The sequence below is a fragment of the bacterium genome (assembly GCA_035380285.1).
GTDB lineage: Bacteria > Auribacterota > Erginobacteria > Erginobacterales > DAOSXE01 > DAOSXE01.
Map to the genome: position 1 here is coordinate 17717 of DAOSXE010000034.1, position 5968 is coordinate 23684.

The following is a 5968-nucleotide window of genomic DNA, read 5'->3' on the forward strand; positions in this document are numbered from 1 at the left end:
AGGGGGTAGGCGTGGCCGACGGGGACGGCGTTGGGGTGACGGAAGGTGTGGCCGTGGGCGAGGGAGTCGGCGACGGGGTCGGGGAGGGAGTGGGCGGGGTGACGAAGTTGGCCACCAGGGCGCGGTCGGAGGACGGCGTGAATGTGTAGGACGTATTGGTCGACACCACCGTACCGCCTTCCGTCCAGTTCAGGAAAAGCCACCCGGGATAGGGGCTGGCAAAGACCGATGCAGGGTGCCCATACTCGGGGTTGTCTCCCAGCGCAAAGCCCCCCGTGGGCGGGTTCGCCGTGGCCGTTACGCGATAACAGAAGCTCCCGTAGAGCGTGCGGTCCGTCGTCACCGTGAACGTGTAGTCGGCGTCGTACGAGACCGTGCCTTGGGTCGGGTCCCACCAGGAACTGAAGTGCGTGCCGTGCAGGCACGTCCCGTGCACGGTCACGGAGGTTCCGGCGGCGAAGGTACCTCCCCCCGAGACCGTGCCGCCCCCGTCGCTGGCGTAGACCGTGATCAGGAAATCGGCGAGCCGCCGATCGGCTGTGCCGACGGGGTCGCTGCCGACGGAGGCGACGCTCGCTACGGTGTTGGTGGCTCCGTCGATAACGGAGAGGTTGTTCGCCGGCGCGCCGGTCGGGGAAAACAAGGCGGCAATCAGACTGACCGAGGTGATAACAGTCCCATGCATCGAAAAGCCCTCCGGAGCTTGAACAAGGATCCGCTGTTTCGGTATGAATCGGAGCATTTAAGCACCCGGCTCGGCATTGTCAAGGTAATCTGCCTGGTACCGGGCGCTCTCCCCGGCCAGAAATTTTTCCGGCGTTATCGCCCGACGATTTTTTCCTGGCTCGGGGAAATGATGAAGGCGGCCCCCCGGACTCGGGGGGCCGCCTTGGTTGCCCATGGCGCCCCGGCGTCGTGGACCCGGGCTCGCGCGCTATCTGGCGACGGGGATATCGCCCGCCGTCCCGAAATAGGCCCGGGTCAGCCCGCGGATTGCCCACAGACCGCTGGTATCCCGGAAGACCCCGGTCCCGGCGACGCCGTCGCCGTCGTAGTCCGCCGGAACCGTCTCGTCCGACGACCCGCCGAAGTAGATCCGGGTCATCCCATGGACCGCCCAGAGACCGGTTGCGGGCCGGAAGATCGCCGGGTCGATGCCGGGTGCGGAGTCGTAGCCCGCCGGGACGGGAAGATCCCCCGAACCGCCGAAGTAGATCCGGTCTCCGGCCCGGGCCGCCCAGAGGCCGGTCGAGCCCCTGAAGATCACGATCTCGGACGTCCCGTAGCCCCGGTAATCCCCCGGGAGGGGCTCGTCTCCGGCGGCGCCGAAGTAGGCCCGGGTCTGACCCCGCACCGCCCAGAGGCTGGACGCATCCCGGAAAACGGCGATATCCGAGGTCCCGTCGCCGTCGTAGTCCCGGGGCAGGGGGGTGTCGGAAGAACCGCCGAAGTAGGCCCGGGTCAGCCCGCGCACCGCCCAGAGGCCGGTGCTTCCCCGGAAGACGGCGATGTCGGTCGTTCCATCCCCGTCGTAGTCGCCCGGCACGGGCCGGTCCGATCCCGACCCGTAATACGCTCGGGTCAGCCCCCGCACCGCCCAGAGGCCGGAGGAGGGGCGGAAGATCCCGATCTCCGAGGTTCCGTCCCCGTCGTAGTCGTAGTTCCAGGTGCTGGCGGGCCGGGCGGGGAAGACAAAGCTGTTGGCGTAGATGTGCCTGTCGGAACCGTCCCGCTGGTCGAAGACCACGACCGCGTGACCGGTTGCATCCATCGCGACCTGGGGATTGTCGGCCCAGTTATCTGGTCCGGAGTCGAGAGTCGTCGCCCCGGACCAGGAGGACCCATCCCAGATGTTGGCCCAGACCCTGTTGCCGATGACCCCCCCGTCCGTGGTGTACTCCGTAAAAGTCACGACCGCCCGCCCGAAGCCGTCGATCGCGACCGGCGTGGAGTATAAGCCGACGCGCCACTCAGTCCCGTCGTCTATGATGGTAGGGCTGGTCCAAGACGAACCGCCCCATCTGGTGGCCCAGACGCGGTTTTTGGAGCCGTCATACTGGATAAAAGTCGCCATCGCTTTTCCGTTCCCGTTCAGCGCAACATCTAGACCGGTTGCGGAAGATCCTGGCCCATTATCGATGGTGGTAGCGCCGGACCAGGAAGACCCGTCCCACCAGTTGACGCAGGCGCGTTGGTTATGAGCGGTATCTTGATTGAAGAAGACCACGACGGCCTTCCCGTTCCCGTCCATCGCCACCCGGGGGGCGAGCGCGTTCTCGCCCCAGCCCATGTCGATGGTGGTGGCGGCGTTCCAGCTGGATCCGTTCCAGTGCCGACCGTAGATGCGGTTGGGCGTGCCGTACTGCCGCCAGACCGCGATCGCGTCACCGCTGTCGTCCATGGCGATGCCCGGCGAGTCCGCGTTGGTGCCGGCCCCCAGGGGGGAAATTATCTGGAGAGAAGTCCAGGCCGAACCGTTCCAGTACCCGGCAAAAATCTTGTCGTAGGTATCGTAGACCCGGAATACCACCATCGCCCTGCCGCTCCCGTCCATCGCGACTTCCGGCCAGTCGGTTTCACGCCCGAGGCCTTCGTCGACCGGAGCGGCACCGGACCAGGCCGAACCGGACCAGAAGTTGCAGTAGACGTGGGAAGCGGAGGTTAACTCTTCGAAGGCGGCGCAGGCGTTCCCGCCGGCGTCCATCGCCACCCGCGGATCGTTACTTTCCCAGTCGTCATTATCAACGTCGATCCTCTGGGCGGTTCCCCAGGAAGAACCGTCGAAGACGTTGGCGAAAGTTTGTTGTACCGAGGTGAACGGCGCGATCTCGGACCACTCGGTGAAGGCGGCCACCGCCCGGCCTTCCGGTCCGATCGCCACCTGGGGGGTGTCGGCGTCCCGGATGCCGCTGCTGATCACCACGGGCATGCCCCATCCCTGCCCGAAGGCGCGGCCGCCCGTGACGAGAAAGAGCGCCGCCGCCGGCAATACGACCCGGAAATAACCGCTTCCTTTCATTGCAACCTCCCCTTTCCGATAACGATGAATTGAGTTCACCGGCATTAAAGAAACGAACCACAGGCCCGCGCCGCCGTGTATGGACAGGGCTTTCGGAGATGCGTATCAGCCATCGATCTCTCTCCGGGAAACGGGTAAGGCAGCGAACCTATACGAGGTCTTTTGCCCCTCGATACATGAACTGCTATACAGATTATTATACGCCTGTTTTCGTTGGACGGCAAGAAACACGAGTTCCCGTGGGGCTCGGTTTCGCCATGAAGGTCATGAAGGGGGGAAAAAGAGGGTTCGGGGTTCAGGTTCGACTGCTATCTGGTCGCCGGAACGTCCCCGCTGCCCCCGAAATAGGCCCGGGTCAGCCCGCGCACGGCCCAGAGTCCCGAATCGGAACGGAAGACCCCGATCTCGTCTCCGCCGTCTCCCCGGTAGTCCGCGGGAACCGGCGCATCGCCGGTTGTACCGAAATACAATCTGGTCACCCCGCGGACGGCCCAGAGCCCGGTGGAGGTCCGGAAAACGCCCGGTTTCCAGATGCCGTCCCCCGTGTAATCGCCGGGTATGCCGGTGTCGGTGCTCCCCCCGAAGTAAAGCCTGGTCAGTCCGCGGACGGCCCAGAGCCCGGTGGAGGTCCGGAAAACGCCGACCTCCATCCCCGGGGCTCCGGAGTAGTAACCGGGGAGCGGGGTATCCCCCGCTTCGCCGAAATAGAGCCTGGTCAGCCCCCGCGCCGCCCAGAGCCCGGTCGACAAGCGGGCTATGGAAGGGCCGTAGGTCCCGTCGCCGTCGTAATCGGCGGGAATGGGAACGTCGGAGGAGCCTCCGAAGTACGGTTTCGATATCCCCCGGATGGCCCAGAGACCGCTCCCGGAACGGAATACGGCTACATCGGTGGTCCCGTCGCCGTCGTAATCGGCCGGGACCGGATCGTCCCCGAAGGACCCGAAATACAGCCGAGACACCCCCCGGATAGCCCAGAGGCCGCCGGTATCGCGGAATACCGCGATATCCGAGGTGCCGTCGCCGTCGTAATCCGTGCGGTAATCGTCGGAGCCGGATATTTCCAGGAAATACAGTGCGCCGAATACATCTCCCGCCCACGCCCGGGGGCCGTGCCTGCTGTCCAGTGCGGTTACGTAGAGAATATCGGTCTGCTTTTTCCAGGACGAACCGTCGAAATGGTAAATCCCGGACGCGTCCCCGTCCATTCCCAGCCAGATATTGTCGGAGCTGCAGACGGAGATTTCCGCCTCGTTGGTGGCCTGCTCGCCCAGGGTGGTCGAGACGGTCCATTGGCCGCCGGCCAGGCGTCTGAGAACGGTCCCGTCCTCCGCCGCCGCCCAGACATCCTGCGGGGATGCCGCCGAGACCGAGCGCAGATACTGGCCGTCCGTCTGGGTATAAAAAGACGTCTCCACCGTCCAGTCGGTCCCGTTGTAGCGGATGATCCGGGCCGGCGTGCTGTTTCCTACCGCCCAGATATTTTCGGCGTCGAATCCGTCGATGCTGAACCAGTAGTCAAGTCCGGTATCGGTCTGAATAACCCACTGCGCCCCCCCGTCCTGGCTGTGGTAGATACTGCCGCTGGGACCGGAGGCCCAGACGTTGTTTTCGTCGACGGCGTAAACATCGTAGATCCACCAGTTGGTGCCGGCGATCTGCGTCTGGAGATACCAGTTCGTTCCGTCGCCGAAATAAATCCTGCCCTGGCTCGGGGAGTTGACATGGCTGCTGACCCAGATATGGGTGGCGTCGAGAGCGTAGACATTGAAGTTGGTCCCGCTTCCGCCGGGGAAGAGGTCCGTTTCCCGGACCCAGGCGCTGCCGCTGAAACGCAGCACCGCCCCATCCCCCACCTGCCCCAGCACCGCCCAGACGTCTCCGCGGGGGCAAACGGAGAGAGCGTTGACGGTAGATCCTTCCGGGGTATCGGAATACATCCAGCCGTCCGGACTGGCCGCCCCGGCCAGGGCCATCCCCATCGCCGCCAGCGTCACCGCCATCGAAGTTTTCATCTGATTGGTTCTCCCGGGTTCCATGATTTAAACAGACGGCTTCGGTCGCCGATTCCCGGTGCGGGGCCGCTCTGTCGTGTACGGTGCAACATCAAGGACCCCCCCCGGCGCCCTCACGCGGTTCCTTCATCCCGATTGTTGTTCTTCCTGTTGCCTTTTCCGGCGACCTCTCCCGGTTCAGTTGCAGGAATCGGCGTCCTTTTTGGTGCACAGCAGCCATTCCGCGCTACCGCAGTCGAAGGCGGCGCAGCTGGAGAGGTAATCGCAATTCTGAAATCCGTAGTCCGTGGTTCCCGAGTCCCCGTCCACGGTGCAGGCGCTGAGCCAGCCGCAGTTATAGAACCCGGCTAAGTTCGTACCTTCCACCCGGCAGGAGGAGAGCCGCGAGCAGCCGTAGAACCCGTAGTCGGTGTACTCCCCGTTGCCCTGGACTTCGCAGCTGCTCAGGTTGGAGCAGTAGGAGAAGCCGGAATCTCCGCAGTTGTTAGCTTGGCAGTTGCTGAAGGAAACCGTGGGGAACGTGCTGCCGCTGGGGCCGAGGAATCCGTGGCCGCCGACCACGGCGTAACAGTTGGAGACCTTGAGGAACTCGCTCCCGTCCTCGTAACGCAGCCCGCTTGTCGTGCCGGGGCCCCCGAACCGGCAGTCCGCCACCGTGACCCATTCCGTCCCCGGGATGTGCAGGGCCCCATGACCGGAGTCGCCGCCGTTATAAAGGTAGAGATTGTCGATTTGGCAGTAGTCCTCCTCGATCGAGAGATAGGCCCCGCCGCTGAAGTTGATTTGGGTCCCCCGCTTGCTCTCTCCCGTGATATGGCGGACGTTGCCCACGTTGATCACCGAGGCGACGGAATAGCTCCCGTCCGGGATGAAGACGCTGCAGTAGGTGTCGCTTTCCAGGGCCGCCACCAGATCGGCCCCGTCGTTGGGCTTGACC

Annotated in this window: 4 protein-coding genes; all 4 read right to left on the reverse strand. The window is 64.5% G+C overall.

Annotated elements, in window-relative coordinates; genetic code table 11:
• The coding region (locus PLZ73_11120) for a hypothetical protein (protein ID HOO78424.1) at window positions 1-685 on the reverse strand (685 nt) is incomplete at its 3' end.
• Window positions 686-934: 249 nt separating this feature from the next.
• On the reverse strand, window positions 935-3019 hold the full coding sequence (locus tag PLZ73_11125; protein ID HOO78425.1) for a hypothetical protein: 2085 nt from the start codon (window positions 3017-3019) through the stop codon (window positions 935-937).
• A gap of 308 nt (window positions 3020-3327) precedes the next feature.
• Window positions 3328-5031, reverse strand: coding sequence for a hypothetical protein (locus PLZ73_11130; protein ID HOO78426.1), 1704 nt, complete (start codon window positions 5029-5031; stop codon window positions 3328-3330).
• Window positions 5032-5208: 177 nt separating this feature from the next.
• Window positions 5209-5968: hypothetical protein (locus tag PLZ73_11135; protein HOO78427.1), on the reverse strand; the 760-nt coding region annotated here is incomplete at its 5' end.